Below are 21,426 nucleotides of genomic sequence, written 5' to 3' on the forward strand. Positions count from 1 at the left end.
ATGGGCGATGCTTCGCCGCCCCTCCCCCCACAGCCCACCCACAAAAAAGCCCCGGCTCACACCACATGAGCCGGGGCTTTCTGTCCAAGCGACGGTTACGCCATGGCTGTCACCAGGCTGCGTACAAATTCGGCGTTGTCGATGATGCGCTCATGGTCCACCTCAATCACCACCGACCGCACCACACAGCCCTCGCCAATCACCCGCTGCATACTGGCCTCGATCATCGCCCGGTGCTGACCGGCCCGGCTCATGGCGGCCCACCAGCAACTGACAGGCGCCTTGAGTGGCTTGAAGTCAGCCTGCTCCATGCGCTTGACCAACGTACGGTCGACGTCCCAGGACACCTGCGCTTCGTTGCCCTCCAACAGCGCTTGCCTGATGTCGAGGAAGGCGTCACCCAAGGTGGCCTCGGCCCATTCGACGAAGCGTGCCCATTGCGTGTCTTCATCGGCGTGGGTGGCCTGCACGTCCTGCCAGGTGGCATGGACAGCCTCTGCAAACGCCGGGAACATCACTCCGAGCAAGTCCACGCGCCGTTCGTTGTCGGATATCTCGCTGTCGTCAGTCACGATTGCCGCTTCCCAGTACGGGGTGAGCCAGCGCGGCGGCGACGAATCGATCCAGCCGACAAACTCCACCTGTCGGCCCGCCTGTTCCAGGTGATAGGCAACCTCTACCGCCAGGTTGCCGCCCAACGACCAGCCCGCCAGGCGGAAGGACCCTTCGGGCTGGGCCTCCAGCAATTGCGCGGTGTAGTCCTCGACCATGCCGGACCAGGCCGGCACTTCGGCGCCCTCCTCGGCCAACGCACGACAGATCACCCCGACCACCGGCCGCTGTTCACGCAACGCCAGGGCGATGGCCTTGTAGCAATGCACCGAACCGTAGCTGGGGTGGAACAGGTAGAGCGGCGTGCCTTCGGTGCGGCTGTTGAGCGGCACCAGCAGCGAGCGGCGAGTGGTGCCTTCGAGGCAGCCGACCTGCGCGCGCACGGTCGGGTTGAGCATCAACTGGCTGACCGAAAGGCCGATACCGCTGGCCTTGCGAATCCGTTCCTTGAGCATCAGCACCAACAGCGAGTGGCCGCCCAATTCAAAGAAGTTGTCATTCATCCCGACGTGTTCCACACCGAGCACATCGGCCCAGATCGCGGCGACGCTCTGTTCAAGCTCGGTCCGTGGCGCTTCAAACCGCTGGGTCGACTGCGTGTTCGGCTTCGGCAATGCCTTGCGGTCCAGCTTGCCGTTGGGGCTGAGGGGCATCTGTTCCAGCAGCAACCATTGCGTCGGGACCATGTAATCCGGCAACTGCACAGCCAAGTGTGCACTGAGGGTTTCACGCCAGCCCTCGCCCTGCTCCTGCAAGACCAGGTAACCCACCAGGTGCTTGCCGTCCACCGCCAGCACCGCCGCCTCGCGCACCGATTCGTGCTCCAGCAGGCGTGCTTCGATTTCACCCAGCTCGATACGCAAGCCGCGCAGTTTGACCTGATGGTCGATACGCCCGGCGTATTCGATCACACCGTCAGGGCGGTAGCGCGCCAGGTCACCGGTACGGTAGAGGCGCTCGCCCTTGATGAATGGATGCGCGATAAAGCGCTCGGCGGTCAAGCCCGGACGCCGGTGATAACCGCGCGCCAGGCCCACGCCGCCCAGGAACAGTTCACCCAGCACGCCGGCCGGTACCGGCTCGAAATGGCTGTCCAGGACATAGCAGCCCAGGTTGGCAATCGGCTTGCCGATCGGCACCGCGTCGCGGCCTTCATCCACGCACGTCCAGTGGGTCACGTCGATGGCCGCTTCGGTCGGGCCATACAGGTTGTAAAGCGCGGCATGCGGCAGCTTGGCAAACACTTGCTGTTGCGCGTCCACCGGCAACGCCTCGCCACTGCACACAATGCGCTGCAGGCTGGCGCAGGAAGACACGTTCGAATCCTGCAGGAACGCTTGCAGCATCGACGGCACAAAATGCAGCGTGGTGACCTGTTCACGCGTGATCAGGCCGACCAGTTTGTCCGGGTCGCGATGGTCCCCCGGTGCGGCGACCACCAGGCGTGCGCCGGTCATCAGCGGCCAGAAGAACTCCCACACCGAGACGTCGAAACTGAACGGGGTTTTCTGCAACACGGTGTCGCGGGCATCCAGCGCGTAGGCCTCCTGCATCCAGCACAGGCGGTTGGTCAGTGCGCAATGGCGGTTGCCCGCGCCTTTGGGTTGCCCGGTGGAACCCGAGGTGTAGATCACGTAGGCGAGGTTTTCACCGTCCAGGGCGAGCCCTGGGTTCGCGTCGCTGTAGCCTTCGCACCCGGCGTCGCCCAGCACCAGGGTTTCCAGGCCTTGGGGAATCGGTAATTGCTCAAGCAAATGGGCTTGGGTCAGCAGCAGTTTCACGCCGCTGTCGTCCAGCATGTAGGCCAGGCGCTCACGCGGGTATTCGGGGTCCAGCGGCACATAGGCACCACCGGCCTTGAGCACCGCGAGCAGGCCGACGACCATTTCGATGGAACGCTCCACCGCCAGGCCTACCAGCACGTCCGGGCCTACGCCGGCTTCGATCAGGCGATGCGCCAGGCGGTTGGCGCGGCGGTTCAACTCGGCGTAGTTCAGGCGCTGCGCGCCAAATACCAGGGCGGGAGCCTGCGGCGTCAGGGCGACCTGATCTTCGATCAATTGGTGCACACCGCGTGGCAGCGGGTACTCGCGCGCCGTCGCATTCCAGTCCTCGACGATCACCTTGCGCTGTGCCTGCGGCAGGGATGGCAGGTCCGCCAGGCGCTCCACCTGCGGCAGAGTGAGTGCCTGCAATACCTGCTCGAAGTGCTCGGCCAGATGGACGATGTCCTGCTCGCCGAACGCAGCCGGGTCGTAGTTGAACTCCACGGCCAGGCGTTCACCCATGGCCAGCAATACGGTCAAGGGATAGTGCGTCTGTTCCAGGCTGTCCATCGCGCCGAAACGCAGGCCCGCCGGGGCGCCCTGCTCCAGCGCCGCCGACACCGGGTAGTTCTCGAACACCAGGATGCTGTCGAACAGCGCTTCGCCACCGAGCCCGGCCCAACGCTGAATGTCGAACAACGGCGTGTGCTCCTGCTCGCGCAGGCGCAGGTTTTGCCCCTGCACCTGCTGCAGCCAGGCGTCCACGCTCAACTGCGGGCTCGGCGTCGCCACCACTGGCAAGGTGTTGATAAACAAACCGACCTGCTGCTCGATGCCCGGCAACTCGGCCGGACGTCCCGCCACCGTCGCACCGAACGCGACGGTGTCCAGGCCGGTATGCCGTTGCAACAGCAGGAGCCAGGCACTTTGCACCAGGGTATTGAGGGTAACCTTGCGCCGCTGGGCAAAGGCCTTGAGCTGCTCGGTGGCCGACTGCTCCAGCACCAGCCGGTGAATGCCGTTGACCTGGGAAACACCCTGCTCGCGCCTGGCACCGCGCGACAGCCGGGTCGGTTCCTGCATCCCCGCCAGCTGCGCCTTCCAGAAGGTTTCGCTGGTGACCGGGTCCTGTGCCTGCAGCCAGGCGATGTAGTCACGGTAACGCCCGTTCGGCGCGCGCAACACCTCGCCGGCGTACTGCTGCAGCACCTCGCCGAACAGCTGCGATGAACTCCAGCCATCCATCAGGATGTGGTGGTTGGTGTAAATCAGATGATGGCTGTCGGCACCGGTACGCACCACCACCAGGCTCAACAATGGGGCCTGCTCAAGCACAAAGCCTTCGGCCCGGGCGGCTTCGGCCAGTGCGTCGAGTGCTTCGGCGCGGTCCGCGCGGTGCTGCCAATCGTGTTCGAGCAAAGGCACCCGCACCGTCTTGTAGACCACTTGCAACGGCTGCTCCAGCTCGGTCTGCCAGAGGAACGCCGTGCGCAGGATATCGTGGTGTTCCACGGCAACCTGCCAGGCCGCCTGGAACCTGCTTACATCCAGCCCTTGCACATCGACGCGCATCTGGTTGATGTAGTCGCCGGAACCCTGTCCATACAAGGATTGGAACAGCATGCCCTGTTGCATCGGTGACAACGGGTAGATGTCCTCGACCCGGTTCAACGGCAACGACAGGCCATCCAACTGTGCCTGGCTCAAGCGCGCCAATGGGAAGTCCGACGGCGTGGCACCGGTGTTTTCAGGCTGGCAGCAATGCGCGATCAGTGCCTTGAGTTCCTGGGCATAGTCATCGGCCAATTGCTGGATGCTGGCCGGGTCGAACATCTGTTGGCTGAAGCTCCAGGTCAGGTTCAATTCGCCGCCATACACCTGGCCGTTGATTTCCAGCCAGTTGCCCAAGGACGCCTCAGGGCTTTGATCAGCCCCGGCAGCGTCACCGGAAGGCGCAAACAGGCCCTGCTCCTCGCTGTCATCAAAACTGGCATCGAACTGGCCCAGGTAGTTGAACGTAATGCGAGGCTGCGGCAAGCCCGCCAGGGCTTCACGAACCTGCGGTTGCCCCAGGTAACGCAAGGCACCAAAGCCGATGCCTTTGTCGGGAATGGCGCGCAGTTGCTCCTTGATCCCCTTCAACGAGTCCGTCAGGGTCAGGGCCGGCGTCAGTTTGACCGGGTAGAGACTGGTGAACCAGCCGACGGTGCGCGTCAGGTCGATATCGTCGAACAGGTCTTCGCGGCCATGTCCCTCCAAACGGATCAGGGTCGACGCGTGCCCGGTCCAGCGCCCGATCACTCGGGCCAGGGCGGTCAGCAACACATCGTTGATCTGGGTGCGATAGGCCGCCGGTGCGTCCTGCAACAGGCGTCGGGTGTGGGAGACATCCAGATGCGTGGTCGCACTGCCAGCATGCCGGTTGCTCAAGCTGGCGCCCGGCCTGGCAGCTGGCAGGTCGACCTCGGCGCCGTGCAACTGCGCTTGCCACCATGCCAGTTCGCCGGTCAGCGCATCGCCCTGGGCGTACTGCTGCAGTCGGTGTGCCCAGTCACGGGTGGAGCTGGTCTTGGCCGGTAATGCCACGGCAACGCCACGGGCGAGCTGCCGGTAAGCCGTTTGCAGGTCCTCCAGCAGGATCCGCCACGACACACCATCCACCACCAGGTGGTGGATCACCAACAGCAAGCGCTGTGCACCACCGTCCAACTCGACCAGCACCGCCCGTATCAGCGGGCCGTAGCCCAGGTCCAGGCTGCGTTGTGCCTCTTCACCCAAGGCCGCGAGTTCGTCGATGTCCTGCAGCGTGCGGTGCCACAGAACGGCATTGGCCTGGTGCTGTTCGGCACCGCGATAGACGCCCTGCCAGCCATCCGCACCGTCAACGAACTGCGAACGCAACGCATCGTGATGCACGATCAACGCCTGCAAGGCCTGGGTCAGCGTCGTGGCGTCGAGGTGTTCATGGGGTTGCAATACCACCGATTGGTTCCAGTGATGACGCTCGGCGATCTCATCGGCGAAGAACGCTTGCTGGATAGGCAGCAGCAAGGTTTCGCCACTGAGCGCGGCCTGGCTGATCGTCACGCCTTCGACGCCTTGGCGCGCGACACCGGCCAGGCTTTGTACGGTCTGGTGCTGGAACAGGTCCTTGGGCGTGAACCGAATACCCGCCTGGCGAGCACGGCTTACTACCTGGATCGAGATGATCGAATCACCACCCAGCTCAAAGAAGTTGTCGTTCAGGCCCACTTGCGGCAGGCGCAATACCTCGGCCCAGATCGCGGCAATCTGCTGCTCCAACTCGCTCTGCGGAGCCACATAGGCTTGTTGCAACAGGCTGGCGTCGGGTTGCGGCAGGCCCTTGCGGTCGAGCTTGCCGTTGGGGGTCAGCGGCATTTGCGCGAGGAACATGAAGTACGTCGGCACCATGTAATCCGGCAGGCGGGTTTTCAGGGCACGGCGCAGGTGGTCGCGGAACTCGGCTTCGTTGACCAGGCTGGCGTCAGCCGGCACCACGTAGGCCACCAGCTGTTTGCCGGTCGGGCCTTCCTGCGCCACCACCACGGTTTCGCCGACGTTGTCCTGCTCACGCAGGCGCGCTTCGATCTCGCCCAGCTCGATACGGAAGCCACGGATTTTCACCTGGTGGTCGACGCGACCGAGGTAATCCACCACGCCATCCGGGCGCCCACGGGTCAGGTCGCCGCTGCGATACACACGACTGCCGGGCTTGCCGAAAGGGTCCGGCACGAAGCGCTCGGCGGTCAGCGCCGGACGTTCCAGGTAACCGCGGGCCACGCCCTCGCCGCCCAGGTACAGCTCACCGGCGACGCCGATGGGTTGCAGGTTGAGTTGCGCGTCCAGCACGTAGCCGCTGCGGTTGCCCAGCAACGTGCCGATTGGCGCGTAGACGGCGCCGCAGGGATCGCCTTTACGTGCTTTCCACAGCAACGGTGTGACCACGGTTTCCGTCGGGCCGTAACCGTTGAACAGGTAGGTCGGCTTGAGCGCGCGCCAGGCCAGGTCATAGCTGGCCTGGGCCACTGCGTCGCCGCCAAAGCAGTACACACGCACCTTCGGTGGATTACCGTCACGCTCGGCATGCTCGGCCAGCTGTTGCAGGTACACCGGCGGGAACACCGCCATGGTCACGTTGTGACGGTGCATCTGTTCGTAGGTGTACTCGGGCAGCCATAGGCTGTCGTCACGGATCAGCACGCTGGCGCCATTGATCAGCGGGTGCATCCAGCCTTCGTGGGAGCCGTCGAAGGCGAAGGACATGAAGTGCAGTTCGCAATCGGCCGGGGACGTTTCATAACGCTCGCCAGTGGCAATGATATGCGCCACCAACGGCCCATGAGAGACCGCCACGCCTTTGGGCATGCCGGTGGATCCCGAGGTGTAGATCACGTAGGCGAGGTTGTCGCCGTCCAGGTTCACGTTTGGCGCGGTGTCACTGTAATCGGCCCATTGCTCGGTGCGATCAATCGCCAGGCTGTCCAGGCCTTCGGGAATCGGCAGTTGCTGCAAGGCACTGGTGTGGGTCAGCAGCAACTTCGCACGGCTGTCCTGCATCATGTACAGCAGGCGATCACGCGGGTATTCGATGTCCAGCGGCACGTAGACGCCGCCGGCTTTCATCACCGCCAGGAACGCCACCATGATTTCGGCGCTGCGCGGCATGGCAATCGCCACGCGCACTTCCGGGCCGACGCCACGGGCGATCAGAGCGTGGGCCAGGCGGTTGGCCTGGCGGTCAAGCTCGCCGTAGCTCAGGGTTTGCGCGTCGAATTTCACCGCGACTGCATCCGGTTTTTCCCGGGCACGGTCGGCGACCAGTTCGTGCACCAGGCGCTCGGCTGAGAAGCCGGCAGCGGTTTGATCCCACAATTGCAGGATCTGCTGGCGTTCGGCCGGGTCCAGCAGGTTCAACTCGCCGATGCTGTGCTGTGGGTGCGCAACCATGCCCTGCAACAGGTTCTGCCAGTGGCGCGCCATGCGCTCGATGGTCGAGGCGTTGAACAGGTCGGTGGCGTAACCCAAGGTGGCCCAGATGTTGTCGGTGCCTTCATGCACATCCAGGTCCAGGTCGAAATGGGCGGTCTGGCTCTCCCATTCCAGGCCTTCGACGCGCAGTGCGGACAGCGCGTGTTCGGCGCCGCCCAGGCGCGCTTCGGTCTGGTGGTTGAACATCACTTGGAACAACGGGTTGAGGCTCAAGCTGCGCTCGGGTTGCAGCGCCTCCACCAGTTGCTCGAACGGCAGGTCCTGATGGTCCTGGGCCTCCAGCGCACGCTGGCGGACCTGCTGCAACAGTTGCGTGACCGAAGTCTGCTCATCGATATCGGCCTTGAGCACCTGGGTGTTGACGAAGAAGCCGATCAGCCGCTCGGTCTCGACCCGGTTGCGGTTGGCAATCGGCACCCCGACGCGCACGTCTTCCTGGCCGCTGTAACGGTGCATCAGCGCCTGGAACGAGGCCAGTAACAGCATGAACAGGGTCACGCCTTCGCGTTGCGCCAGGCCCTTGAGGTCGGCAACCAGCGCGGGCGGCAGCTCGACATACAGGCGCGCACCACGATGGCTTTGCTCGGCCGGGCGCTGGTGGTCGAAAGGCAACTCCAGCACCGGTTGCTCGCCGCCCAGCAAACCTTGCCAGTACGCCAGCTGCCGGGCTTTTTCGCCCGCGTCCATCCACTCGCGCTGCCAGCGGGCATAGTCGGCGTACTGGATCGGCAAGGCCGGCAGTTGCAGATCCAGGCCCTGGCTGTAGGCGCTGTACAACTGCACCAGCTCATCGACCATGATTTGCATCGACCAGCCGTCGGAGACGATATGGTGCAGCACCAGCACCAGTACATGCTCGTCCTCGCCCTGGCGCAACAACGTGGCCCTGAGCAATGGCCCGGCCTGCAGGTCGAACGGGCGGGCGATCTCGGCTTGGACCTGGGCCTTGAGCCGGGTCGGGTCGCTCTCGACCAGAACGATGTCGACCGTGGCCTGCGCCGCAATCACCTGCACGGTCTGCTCATCACCCTGATGCAAATGGGTGCGCAGGCTTTCGTGGCGCGCTACCAGCGTGTCGAAGCTGCGTTGCAGCGCGTTCAGGTCCAACCGGCCCTTGAGGCGCAACGCGCTGGGCACATGGTAGGCGGCGCTGTCGGGCTCCAGCAGCCAGAGGAACCACTGGCGCTCCTGGGCATACGACAACACCAACGGCACATCGCGGGAAGACGGCACCAATGCCGGCGCCGTCGAACCGCCCCGCTTGCCCTCGGTATGCACGGCCGCGACAAAGCCGTCGAGGCGCGGTTGTTCGAACAGCACGCGCAGCGGCAACTCGATCCCCAGGTTATGCCGCAGGCGCGACGCCACTTGCATGGCCAGCAAGGAATGGCCGCCCAGCTCAAAGAAATGATCGGTCAGGCCAATACGTTCGGCACCGAGGATATCCGCCCAGATCGCGGCAACCTGCTGCTCCAGCACACTGACCGGCGCCACCCAACTGTGCAGCGCCTGGCTCGCATCCGGGCGTGGCAAGGCATGGCGATCCAGCTTGCCATTGGGGCTCAATGGCAGTGCCTTCAGGAACATGAAGTGCGCCGGCACCATGTAGTCCGGCAGCTCATCGCGCAAGGCCGCGCGAAGCTGCTCACGCAGTGCGTCCTGCTCGGACTCGGCCGTGGAGGTGACGAGGTAGGCGATCAGTTGCTGGTCGGCAGCAATCACCAGCGCTTCGCGGACCGCATCCTGGGCCAGCAGGCGCGATTCGATTTCACCCAGTTCGATACGGAAGCCACGTACCTTGACCTGATGGTCGATACGCCCGATGTACTCGATCACGCCATCGGCGCGGTAGCGCGCCAGGTCGCCGGTGCGGTACAGGCGACCGCCGCCAGCGGGGTCAAAAGGGTCGGGAATAAAGCGTTCGGCGGTCAACGCCGCGCGGTTGAAGTACCCCCGCGCCAGCAATGGCCCGCCGATCACCAGTTCGCCGGCCACGCCCACGGGCACCGGGTTGAGGCTGGCATCCAGCAGGTAGATGGCACGGCCGTCCAGTACGCGACCAATCGGCATCATTTGCGTGACGGCTTCGCTGCCATCGACATAACCCGCACAATCGAGGGCCGTGACCGTGACGGTCGCCTCGGTGGGACCGTAGGTGTTGAGCAGACGCACATGGCCCAGCCCGGCATCGCGCCAGGAGGCCAAACCTTCCGGCGGCATGGCTTCGCCGCCCGCATGCACCTGGCGCAACCGCCCATAGTCCCGCACACCGCGCTCGGCAAAGTCCCGGGCGATCAGGTGCCAGTAGGCGGTGGTGAGGTCGACCACCGAAATCTCATGTTCGATCAGTTGGGTGTAGAAGGTGTCGCTGTCCCACAGCTCGCCGCCACGCACCACCACCGCAGCCCCGCAGCAGAGTGCCGGGTAGAGTTGCTCGACGAAACCGTCGAAGTTGAACGTACCGAATTGCAGCACGCAGTCTTCGGCGGTCAGCGCAAACACCTCGATAAACACCTCGACGTGGCGTGCCAACGACGCCTGGTCGATGCCCACGCCCTTGGGCCGCCCGGTCGAACCCGAGGTGAACATCAGGTAGGCCAGGTTGGCCGGGAACGCGCGCACCTCGGGGTTGCTCGACGGGTACTCGGCCAACCACTGCGGATCGCACTCCAGGCAGATCAACGCCAGGTCGGCACTGATCGGCAGGCGCTCCAGCAACGGCTGCTGGGTCAGCAACAGCTGCAAACCGCTGTCTTCGATCATGCATTGCAGGCGGTCGCGGGGGTATTGCGGGTCCAGCGGCACATAGGCGCCGCCGGCCTTGAGCACGGCCAGCAGGGCCACGATCATTTCCAGCGAACGGTCCACGGCCACGCCGACCAGGCTGTCGGCGCCCACGCCCTGCTCGATCAAGGCGTGGGCCAGGCGGTTGGCGCGCTGGTTGAGGTCGGCGTAACTCATGCGCCGCTGATCCATGATCAGGGCGACGGCGCCGGGCCGGCTCGCCACCTGCTGCTCGAATTTAACCAGCACGCTGCTTTGGGCGGCACGCGCCGGCTGCGGCGGATTCCAACCATAGAGCATCTGCGCTTGCTCATCGCGGCCCAACATCGGCAGGTCGGCGATACACTGCCGGGCCGTACCCACCACGCTCTTCAGCAGGTTTTGCCAATGCGCGGCGAAGCGCTGCAGGGTACTGGCGTCGAACAGTGCGGTCGCGTAGGTCAACGAAGCGTGCAGGCCCTCGGCAGACTCCTGAGTATCCAGGCTCAGGTCGAAATGCGCCGTATGGCTGTCCCACTCCAGCCCCTGCACCTGCAGCCCCGGCAATTGCTGGCTGCTACGGTTGGCATGGGCGTCGGACTGGTGATTGAACATCACTTGGAACAGCGGGTTGTGGCTCAGGCTGCGCTCGGGTTGCAGGGCCTCGACCAACTGTTCGAAAGGCAGGTCCTGATGGGCCTGCGCACCCAACGCGTGCTCCTTGACCTGCTGCAACAGCTGGGCAAAGGTCATGTGCCCGTCGATCTCGGCCTTGAGCACCTGGGTATTGACGAAGAAGCCGATCAGTTGCTCGGTTTCCAGGCGGTTACGGTTGGCGATAGGCACGCCGACACGGATGTCCGACTGGCCGGTGTAGCGGTACAGCATCGACTGGAAGGACGCGAGCAGCAGCATGAACAGGGTCACGCCTTCGCGCTGCGCCAGGGCGCGCAAGCCTTCGACCACGACGGGCTCAACCAGCACATCCAGGCGTGCGCCTTCGTAACGTTGCATCGCCGGGCGCGGGCGGTCCAGTGGCAGCTCCAGTACCGGCTGCACATCACCCAGGCGCGCCCGCCAGTAGGCCAATTGCCGGGCTTTTTCGCCCGCCTCCATCCAGCCACGCTGCCACTGGGCGTAGTCCGCGTATTGAATCGGCAGCGGCGGCAGCATTGGCTCCAGCCCCTGGCTGTAACCGGCATACAAACTCACCAGTTCATCGACCATGACCTGCATCGACCAGGCATCCGACACGATGTGGTGCTGGACCAGTATCAGCACATGCTCGTGCTCGCTCAGTTGCAGCAGCTTGATGCGCAGTAACGGGCCGGCCTGCAGATCGAATGGCCGGGCGATTTCGCGCTCCACCCACCCCTGCAATTCGCCGGAGGTGGCTGCGCCCACGACCTGGTGTTCAATCACCGGCGCAGCCTGTTCGAGCACGCGCTGAACGGTCTGGCTCACGTCGGAAAAAAACACCGTGCGCAAGGTTTCATGGCGCTGCACCAGGGTGTCGAACGCACGTTGCAGGGCCACACGGTCAAGCGCACCCAACAGGCGTAGCGCGGCAGGAATGTGATAGGCCGCGCTGTCGGGTTCCAACTGCCAGAGGAACCACTGGCGCTCCTGGGCATACGACAGGGCCAACGGCTGTTCGCGATCCGCGCGGGTGATCTGCGCGACCTCGGCGCGTGCATCCCCCAGTGCCGCCACGAAGGCGCCCAGCACCGGTTGTTCAAACAGGCTTTTGAGCGCCACCTCGATACCCAGTGCCTGGCGCACACGCGACACCATGCGGGTCGCCAGCAGCGAATGACCGCCGAGTTCGAAGAAATGGTCTTCCAGGCCCACCTGCGGCACGCCCAGCACCTCGGCCCAGATCGCGGCCACCTGCCGGGCTTTCTCACCGACCGGCGCCACATAGCGTTTTTGCAGCAGGCTGGCGTCTGGCTTGGGCAGCGCCTTGCGATCCAGCTTACCGTTCGGTGTCAGCGGCAGGCGTGCCAGGAACAGCATGTGCGCCGGCACCATATAATCCGGCAGCACCTCGCGCAGCGCGGCCTTGAGCGTTTCGCGCAAGGCGCCCTGATCGGCTTCCGGCGTCGAGTTGTCGGTCACCAGATAGGCCAGCAACTGGTCGTGCTCGGCCACCACCACGGCTTCGCGGATCGCATGCTGCTCACGCAGGCACGCCTCAATCTCTCCCAGTTCTATACGGAACCCACGCACCTTGACCTGATGGTCGACGCGGCCGATGTACTCGACCACGCCATCCGCGCGATAGCGCGCCAGGTCGCCGGTGCGGTACAGGCGTTCGCCGTTAGTAGCGAACGGGTTAGGCACGAAACGTTCGGCAGTCATCGCTGCGCGGCCGTGGTAACCACGGGCCAGGCCGACACCGCCGATCAGCAGCTCACCGCTGGTGCCTACCGGGCTCGGGGTGAGCTCGGCATTGAGGATAAACAACGAGGTGTTGGCGATTGGCCGACCGACAAACGGCAACGGTTCAACCAGTAGATGGGCCGCCGACCAAATAGTGGTTTCGGTCGGGCCATACAGGTTCCACACCGTGCCCTGCTGGGCCAGCATGCGCTGGGCCAGGTCGGCCGGCAACGCCTCGCCACCGCACAGGCACTTGACCCCGCGCAGCAAGGCGCGGCGTTCGCTGTCCAGGAGCATGCGCCAGCTCGAGGGCGTGGCTTGCACCACACTGATCGCTTCGCGCTGTACCAGATCCAGAATCGCCTCGGGGTCCAGGGACACGTGCTTGTCGGCCAGTACCACCGTCGCACCTGTCGCCAGCGGTACGTAGAGTTCCAGGGCAAAGATATCGAACGAGAACGTCGTCAACGACAACAGCCGCGCGTCAGCGCCAATGGACAGGGTGCTGGCCATGCCATGGGTGAAGCTGCTCAGTGCGCCATGACGCACCATTACGCCCTTGGGCTTGCCGGTGGAGCCGGAGGTGTAGATCACATAGGCGAGGTGTTCGCCCGTCAGTTCGATGTCGGGGTTGGCGCTGCTGTAGCGCGCATCTTCCTGTGGGTCCATGAGCAGCAATTGCTGGTCAGCCGCCAGTGGCAGGCGTTCGTGCAGGTCGCCGGCAGTCAGTAATACGCGTGCGCGGCTGTCTTCGAGCATGAACGCCAGCCGATCCGCCGGGAACTGCGGATCGAGCGGCACATAGGCACCACCGGCCTTCAGGGTTGCCAGCAAGGCCAGCACCATGTCCACCGAACGGTCCAGGGCAATGGACACCAGCACGTCCGGGCCAACACCGGCGGCACGCAGGCGATGGGCCAGGCGATTGGCACGGCGGTTCAGTTCTGCGTAGCTCAGCGCCTGGCCATTGCAGACCAGCGCGATCGCGTCCGGACGGGCCTGGGCCTGGGTTTCCAGCAAATGGTGTACACCCACATCCTGCGGGAACGCCTGGTGCGTGTCATTCCAGGTATGCACCAGTTGCTGCCACTGCGTATCGTCCAGCAACGGCAACTCGCCGACCCGGCCGTTACAATCCTGGACCACCAGGTGCAACAAACGGTGCCAGTGGCCGAGGAAACGTTCCAGGCCCGGCGCATCAAACACGTCGGTGGCATAGGTCAGGGACGCCTGGATACCATCAGCCGATTCCTGGGTGTCGAGGTTGAGGTCAAACTGCGACGTCTTGCTTTCCCACTCCAGCCCTTGTACTTGCAGGCCCGTGACGCTGCCACCGCCGCGTTGGGTGTCGGTCTGGTGGTTGAACATCACTTGGAACAACGGGTTGTAGCTCAGGCTGCGCTCGGGCTGCAGCGCTTCCACCAGCTGCTCGAACGGCAAGTCTTGATGGGCCTGGGCCTCGACCGCACGTTGGCGGGTTTGCTGCAGCAATTCACGGAAGGTCATTTGGCCGTCGATATCGGCCTTGAGGATTTGCGTGTTGACGAAAAAGCCGATCAGGCGCTCGGTCTCCACCCGATTACGGTTGGCCACCGGCACGCCGATGCGGATGTCACCCTGGCCACTGTAGCGGTGCAACACGGCCTGGAACGACGCCAGCAACAGCATGAAGACCGTCACACCTTCGCGCTGTGCCAAGGTCTTGAGGGCCGCCACCAGCGAGGTTTCCAGGGTCAGGTCCAGCCTTGCCCCGCGGTAGCTCTGTACCGCTGGCCGCGGGCGGTCCATGGGCATTTCGAGGACCGGCTGCTCGCCGCCGAGCATGCCTTTCCAGTAACCCAACTGGCGCTCACGCTCGCCCGCCTCCATCCAGCTGCGTTGCCACAGCGCGTAGTCGGCGTACTGGATCGGCAAGGCCGGCAGTTGCAGGTCCTGGCCCTTCACATAGGCGGCGTACAGCTGCACCAGCTCGTCGACCATCACCTGCATCGACCAGCCATCGGAAACGATGTGATGCTGCACCAGCACCAGCACGTGCTCCTGGGGCGCCAGGCGCAGCAGCTTGACCCGCAACAGTGGACCTTGCTGCAAATCGAACGGCTGGGCGATCTCGGCTTCCACCAGCGCCTTGAGTTCGGATTCCTCGGCGTCGACCAGGGCGATCTCCACCCGGACCTGATCGGCAATCACCTGCAGGGCGCTGTCGCCGTCCTCCTGCAAATGCGTGCGCAGGCTTTCATGGCGCATCACCAGTGTGTCAAAGCTGCGCTGCAACGCAGTCACGTCCAGCTGACCGGTCAGGCGCAGGGCCCTTGGCACGTGATAGGCAGTGCTCTGCGGCTCCAACTGCCACAGGAACCACTGCCGTTCCTGGGCATAAGAGAGTCGAAGGGGCTCACCTTCCTGGCGCTTGAAAACCGGGGCAATCTCAAACAGGTTGATGCCTTGCTGCTTGAGCATTACCGCCAACGCTTTCTTTTGTTGCGCTGAAAGTGACCCTACCGACTCGATTAATGCTTGCACGCCACGCCCCTCAGGAAATCAATTTATCCAAATCTTCTGCTGATAGACGTTTGAGAGCCTCCAAGGATTTAGCCAATGCGTCCTGCACCGGCGAATTATTTGTCTGCTGGCCAGCCACATAGGCGCTGAAGTCGGCCAGGGTCGGGGTGGTGAAGATCGATTTGACGTCGAATTCGGCGTGCAGCTGCTCACGCAGGCGCACCACCACCTGGGTCGCCAGCAGCGAGTGCCCGCCCAGTTCGAAGAAGTTGTCGTTCAAACCCACGCGCGGTACCTCCAGGACCTCGGCCCAGATCGCGGCGATCTGCTGTTCCAGCTCGCTCTGCGGCGCGACATACTCCCGCGCTTGCAAACTGGCGTCCGCCTTGGGCAAGGCCTTGCGATCCAGTTTGCCGTTGGGGCTCAGGGGCATCTGCTCCAGCAGCACCCATTGGGCGGGCACCATGTAGTCCGGCAACTGCTGGGCGAGATGGGCGCCGAACACATCGCGCCAATCGTCCCCGGCGTTTTGCAGCACCAGGTAGCCCACCAGGTATTTGCCGTCGACCGCCAGCACGGCAGTCTCACGGACCCATTCGTGCTCCAGCAGGCGCGCCTCGATTTCCCCCAGTTCGATGCGCAGGCCGCGTAGCTTGACTTGATGATCGATGCGCCCGGCGTATTCGATCACGCCGTCTGCGCGGTAGCGTGCGAGGTCGCCGGTACGGTACAGGCGCTCGCCCTGGATGAACGGGTGGGCGACAAAACGTTCGGCGGTGAGTGCCGGGCGGCGGTGGTAACCACGGGCCAGGCCCACGCCACCCAGGTACAGCTCGCCGAGGACGCCGACCGGTACGGGTTCGAAGTGGCTGTCGAGGATGTAGCAACCGAGGTTGGCGATCGGGCGGCCAATCGGCACCGCGTCGCGGCCTTCGTCCACGCAGGTCCAGTGGGTCACGTCGATGGCGGCTTCGGTCGGGCCGTACAGGTTGTAGAGCCCGGCCTGCGGCAGCTTGGCGAAGACTTGCTGCTGGGCGTCCACCGGCAAGGCCTCGCCGCTGCACACGATGCGGTGCAGGCTTTGGCAGGTCGACACCGCCGGATCCTGCAGGAACGCCTGCAACATCGATGGCACGAAGTGCAGCGTAGTGACCCGCTGTTGATTGATCAGGTTGATCAGCCTGGCCGGATCGCGATGATCCCCCGGCGCGGCGACCACCAGGCGCGAACCGGTCATCAACGGCCAGAAGAACTCCCATACCGACACGTCGAAGCTGAACGGGGTCTTTTGCAGCACTGTGTCGCTGGCATCCAGGCCATAGGCTTCCTGCATCCATTGCAGGCGGTTCAGCAATGCCGAATGACGGTTGCCGGCGCCTTTGGGTTGACCGGTGGAGCCCGAGGTGTAGATCACGTAGGCAAGGTTCTCGCCGTCCAGGGCGATCCCTGGGTTGGCGTCGCTGTAGCCCTCGAAGGCAGATTCGCCCAGCACCAGGGTTTCCAGGCCCTGGGGAATCGGCAACTGCTCACGCAAATGCGCCTGGGTCAGCAGCAGTTTCACCCCACTGTCGTCCAGCATGTAGGCCAGGCGTTCGCGGGGGTATTCCGGGTCCAGCGGCACATAGGCACCACCGGCCTTGAGCACCGCGAGCAGGCCGACGACCATTTCGATGGAACGCTCCACCGCCAGGCCCACCAGCACGTCCGGCCCCACGCCGGCTTCGATCAGGCGATGCGCCAGGCGGTTGGCGCGGCGGTTGAGTTCGGCGTAGCTCAAGCGCTGCTCGGCAAACACCAGGGCCGCAGCGTCCGGCGTACGCCCCACCTGCTGTTCAATCAGTTGATGCACGCAGTGCTGCAATGGGTAGTCCCGCGCCGTGGCGTTCCATTCCTGCACCACCTGCTGACGTTCAGCCACATCGAGCATAGCCAGGTCACCCAGACGTTGCTGGCCGCCCTCGAGCATGGCTTGCAGCAGATTGAGCAGATGGCGGCCGTAGGTTTGCACCGTGCCCAGGTCAAAATGCGCACGCGCGAAACTGAACTGCACCGATAGCGTGTCACCCACGTCCACCAGCACCGTCAGCGGGAAGCTGGTTTGCTCGCGGGAATCCGGCAGGCCAAAACGGATACCGCTGCCGCCACTCTGCTCCAGGGCCTTGGACACCGGGTAGTTTTCGAACACCAGGATGTTATCGAACAAGGCTTCACCGCCCTGCCCGGCCCAGCGCTGGATATCGTACAGCCCGGTATGTTCATGCTCGCGCAAAGCCAGGTTCTGCGCCTGCACCGCCTGCAACCAGTCGGCCACGGTTTGCTGGCCATCCACTGCGCAGATCACCGGCAAGGTGTTGATGAACAGGCCGATCTGCTGCTCCACCCCCACGAGGTCTGCCGGGCGCCCGGCCACGGTGGCGCCGAACGACACCACCGCCTGCCCGCTATGGCGCTGCAACAGGACCAGCCATGCCGCCTGGATCAGGGTATTGAGCGTGACCTTATTGCTGCGCGCAAAAGCCTCGAGGCGACCCGTCAGCGGGCGATCCAGGCTCAGTTGGTGTTCGCCATGCCCATTCGCCGCGCTTGGCTGGCTGCTGCCCAGGCGGGTCGGCGCTTGCAATGCACTCAACTGCTCGCGCCAGAAGGTTTCGGTCGCACCGGCATCCCGCTGCTGCAACCAGCCGATGTAATCGCGATAGCGACCCGCCGCTTCAGGCACCGCCACACCGGCGTAACGTTGCAGCACTTCACCGAACAGTCGCGAATTGCTCCAACCGTCCATCAGGATGTGATGGTTGGTGTAGATCAGCTCATGGCGTTGCTCGTCGGTGCGCACCAGCACCAGACGGACAAGGGGTGCCTTGGCCAGGTCAAAGCCCTGGCGACGCTGGGCTTGCTGCAGGTTTTGCAACGCCAGCTCACGCTCCGGCATGGCGCGCCAGTCGAGGTGTTCGATCGGCAACCGGGCCTCGCGATACACCACCTGGCACGGCCATTCCAGCTGGCCTTCCCAGTAGAACCCACTGCGCAACACATCATGGGCCTGCACCGTGACATCCCAGGCCTGCTGGAACCGCGCTACATCCAGGCCCTCGACCGTCACGCGGATTTGGTTGATGTAGTCGCCGGCGGCCTGTTCGTACAGGGTGTGGAACAGCATGCCCTGCTGCATGGGCGACAAGGTGTAGATGTCTTCAATCCCATCAGCGGCCAGCGGCAAGGATTCAAGCTGCTGCTGGTTCAGGCGGGACAACGGGAAGTCCGAGGCCGTCACGCCGTGGTTGCCGGGGGTACAGCAATGTTCCACCAACGCCGTCAGTTCACGGCTGAAGGCCTGGCTCAAGGCGTCGATCTGCGACACCTCGAACATCAGCGGGCTGAAGGTCCAACCCAGGTGCAGCTCACCGCCGAGCACCTGACCGTTGAGTGTCAACCAGTTGCCCAGCGGCGCCTCCGGGCTCTGCTCGGCACCGGCACTTTCTGCGGCCAGCGCGAACAAGCCGTCCGGCTGGTCAAAGCTGCCGTCGATCTGGCCCAGGTAATTGAAGGTGATACGCGGCACCGGCAATGCGCTGAACGCCTGGCGCGTGGCCTCGTCGCCGAGGTAGCGCAGCGCGCCGAAGCCCAGGCCCTTGTCCGGCACGGCGCGCAGTTGCTCCTTGATCTGCTTGATAGAAGCGCCAAGGGATTCGGCCGGGGTCAGGCGCACCGGGAACAGGCTGGTGAACCAACCCAGGGTGCGGGTCAGGTCGATATCGTCGAACAGGTCTTCGCGGCCGTGGCCTTCCAGCTGGATCAAGCTTGAAGCCTGCCCCGTCCACTGGCAGATGACGCGCGCCAGGGCGGTCAGCAGCAGATCGTTGATCTGGGTGCGATAGGCCGCAGGCGCCTGTTGCAGTAATTGCCGGGTGTGCTCGGCGTCCAGCTGGCTGACCACGGTCTGCGCCAGGCGGACAGGACGCGCGCCTTGCGGATCACGGCATGGCAGATCGGCAGGCACGCCCTGGAGTTGTTGCAGCCAGAAGTGTTTCTGCGGCTGTACCGCTTCGCTGCGGGCATGGGCCTGCAAACGCTCGGCCCAGGCCTTGAACGACGAGGTCTTGGCGGGTAACGGCTGTTGGCGGTACAGGCGTTGCAGGTCCTCAAGGAACACCCGCCAGGACACGCCATCCACCACCAGGTGGTGCATCACCAGCAACAGGCGCTGGGAACCGTCGGCCAGTTCGGCAAGGACCGCACGCAGCAAGGGCCCCTGTTGCAGGTCGAGGCTGCGCTGGGCTTTTTCGCACAGCGCGGCCAGTTCGTCGGCATCCTTCACCGTGGCTTGCCACAGCACCTCAGGGGTGGCGGCTGCATGCTCGGCCTGCCACCCTTCGGCGTGCTGGCTGAAACTCAGGCGCAGCACATCGTGGTGCTGGACGATGGCGTGCAAAGCCGCTTGCAGTCGACCTGCCCGGACCGGCTCGCGTGGCACCAGCAGCAAGGACTGGTTCCAGTGGTGGCGGTCCGGCAGGTCCATCTCGAAGAACAACTGCTGGAACGGCAGCAAAGGCGTCTGGCCCTGCACCGGGCCTTGGTCGATCACCTGCGCTGTCTGCAACTGCGCCGCCCGGGCGAGGCTGCGCACGGTCTGATGCTGGAACAGCGCCTTGGCGGTGAAATGAATACCGGCGGCACGGGCGCGGCTGACCACTTGAATGGAGATGATCGAGTCACCGCCGCGCTCGAAGAAGTTGTCATTCAAACCCACCTGTTCGACGCCCAGCACCTCGGCCCAGATCGCCGCGATCTGCTGCTCCAGCACACTGTGCGGAGCTTCGTAGGGGTGGGTGGCTTCGGGTTTGGGCAGCGCCTTGCGGTCGAGTTTGCCGTTGGGACTCAGGGGCATCTGTTCCAGCAGCATCCACTGTGCCGGGACCATGTAGTCGGGCAGGTGTTGAGCCAGTTGGGCACTGAGCACATCGCGCCAATCGTCCCCGGCGTTTTGCAACACCAGGTAGCCCACCAGGTATTTGCCGTCGACCGCCAGCACGGCGGTCTCACGGACCCACTCGTGCTCCAACAGGCGTGCTTCGATTTCACCCAGTTCGATGCGCAGGCCGCGCAGCTTGACCTGATGGTCGATACGCCCGGCATACTCGATCACGCCGTCTGCGCGGTAGCGTGCGAGGTCGCCGGTACGGTACAGGCGCTCGCCCTGGATGAATGGGTGGGCGATAAAACGTTCGGCGGTGAGTGCCGGACGGCGGTGGTAACCACGGGCCAGGCCGATACCGCCCAAGTACAACTCGCCGAGGACGCCGACCGGTACGGGTTCGAAGTGGCTGTCGAGGATGTAGCAACCCAGGTTGGCAATCGGGCGGCCAATCGGTACCGCGTCGCGACCTTCATCCACGCAGGTCCAGTGGGTTACGTCGATGGCGGCTTCGGTCGGGCCGTACAGGTTGTAGAGCCCGGCCTGCGGCAGCTTGGCGAAGACCTGCTGCTGGGCGTCCACCGGCAAGGCCTCGCCGCTGCACACGATGCGGTGCAGGCTTTGGCAGGTCGACACCGCCGGATCCTGCAGGAACGCCTGCAACATCGATGGCACGAAGTGCAGCGTAGTGACCCGCTGTTGATTGATCAGGTTGATCAGCCTGGCCGGATCACGATGATCACCGGGTGCTGCAACCACCAGGCGCGCACCAGTCATCAACGGCCAGAAGAACTCCCACACCGACACGTCGAAGCTGAACGGGGTCTTTTGCAGCACTGTGTCGCTGACGTCCAGGCCATAGGCTTCCTGCATCCATTGCAGGCGGTTCAGCAATGCCGAATGACGGTTGCCGGCGCCTTTGGGTTGGCCGGTGGAGCCCGAGGTGTAGATCACGTAGGCGAGGTTTTCGCCGTCCAGGGCGATCCCTGGGTTAGCGTCGCTGTAGCCCTCGAAGGCAAACTCGCCCAGCACCAGGGTTTCCAGGCCTTGGGGAATCGGCAACTGCTCACGCAAATGCGCCTGGGTCAGCAGCAGTTTCACGCCGCTGTCGTCCAGCATGTAGGCCAGGCGTTCGCGCGGGTATTCCGGGTCCAGCGGCACATAGGCACCACCGGCCTTGAGCACCGCCAACAGGCCGACGACCATTTCGATGGAACGCTCCACCGCCAGGCCCACCAGCACGTCCGGCCCCACGCCGGCTTCGATCAGGCCATGCGCCAGGCGGTTGGCGCGGCGGTTCAGTTCGGCGTAGCTCAGGGACAGGTCGTTGAAGCGCAACGCCGGTGCATCCGGCTGTGCCAGCGCCTGGGCTTCGATCAACTGATGCACCCACTGCCCTTGCGGGTAGTCGCGCGCGGTGGCGTTCCATTGCGAGAGGATTTGCTCGCGCTCCTCGGCATTGAGTGTCGCCATATC

Annotated in this window: 2 protein-coding genes and 2 pseudogenes; all 4 read right to left on the minus strand. The window is 64.3% G+C overall.

The window, feature by feature from the left end:
• Nucleotides 1–95 precede the first annotated feature (95 nt).
• Nucleotides 96–15,056 carry a non-ribosomal peptide synthase/polyketide synthase gene (locus HDC32_RS24875; protein ID WP_311771984.1) on the minus strand — a complete coding sequence of 4,987 codons (14,961 nt, stop codon included), beginning with the start codon at nt 15,054–15,056 and terminating at the stop codon, nt 96–98.
• Nucleotides 15,057–15,066: 10 nt separating this feature from the next.
• Nucleotides 15,067–15,321 carry a phosphopantetheine-binding protein gene (locus tag HDC32_RS32535; RefSeq protein WP_390897267.1) on the minus strand — a complete coding sequence of 85 codons (255 nt, stop codon included), beginning with the start codon at nt 15,319–15,321 and terminating at the stop codon, nt 15,067–15,069.
• Nucleotides 15,322–15,483: 162 nt separating this feature from the next.
• Nucleotides 15,484–19,554 (minus strand): annotated as a pseudogene (locus HDC32_RS32540) (amino acid adenylation domain-containing protein); the annotation flags it as partial.
• A gap of 147 nt (nt 19,555–19,701) precedes the next feature.
• A pseudogene (locus tag HDC32_RS32545) lies at nt 19,702–21,423 on the minus strand (amino acid adenylation domain-containing protein); the annotation flags it as partial.
• Nucleotides 21,424–21,426 lie beyond the last annotated feature (3 nt).

This window comes from Pseudomonas sp. JAI120 (assembly GCF_014207255.1).
In the GTDB taxonomy this organism is placed as follows: domain Bacteria; phylum Pseudomonadota; class Gammaproteobacteria; order Pseudomonadales; family Pseudomonadaceae; genus Aquipseudomonas.